The sequence below is a fragment of the Variovorax sp. KBW07 genome (assembly GCF_003852515.1).
GTDB lineage: Bacteria > Pseudomonadota > Gammaproteobacteria > Burkholderiales > Burkholderiaceae_C > Variovorax.
In genome coordinates this window covers 12,966-13,225 of record NZ_QAJK01000112.1, presented here as the reverse complement: position 1 = coordinate 13,225, position 260 = coordinate 12,966, and positions in this window count along the sequence as shown.

Here is a 260-nt window from a genome sequence, read left to right as displayed (position 1 = left end):
GCTGAAGGCTGTTTCGTAGGTACCGTTGCTGTTTGGGTTTGTTCAGGGCGACGCCCACGCCGACGGTGTGCTCTGCTCCGCGAATGTCCCCCGCTTCGCTCCTCCTTTATTTCGCTGCGCAGAGCACACCGCCAGCGCGAGCGAGTTCAGAGCACCGGTTCAACAGCTGATAACCAGCAGCGTGCCCACCGTGCGACTGGCACCGGGTGCTCCCCGCAGCGAAATAAAGGAGGAGCGAAGCGGGGGACATTCGCGGAGGG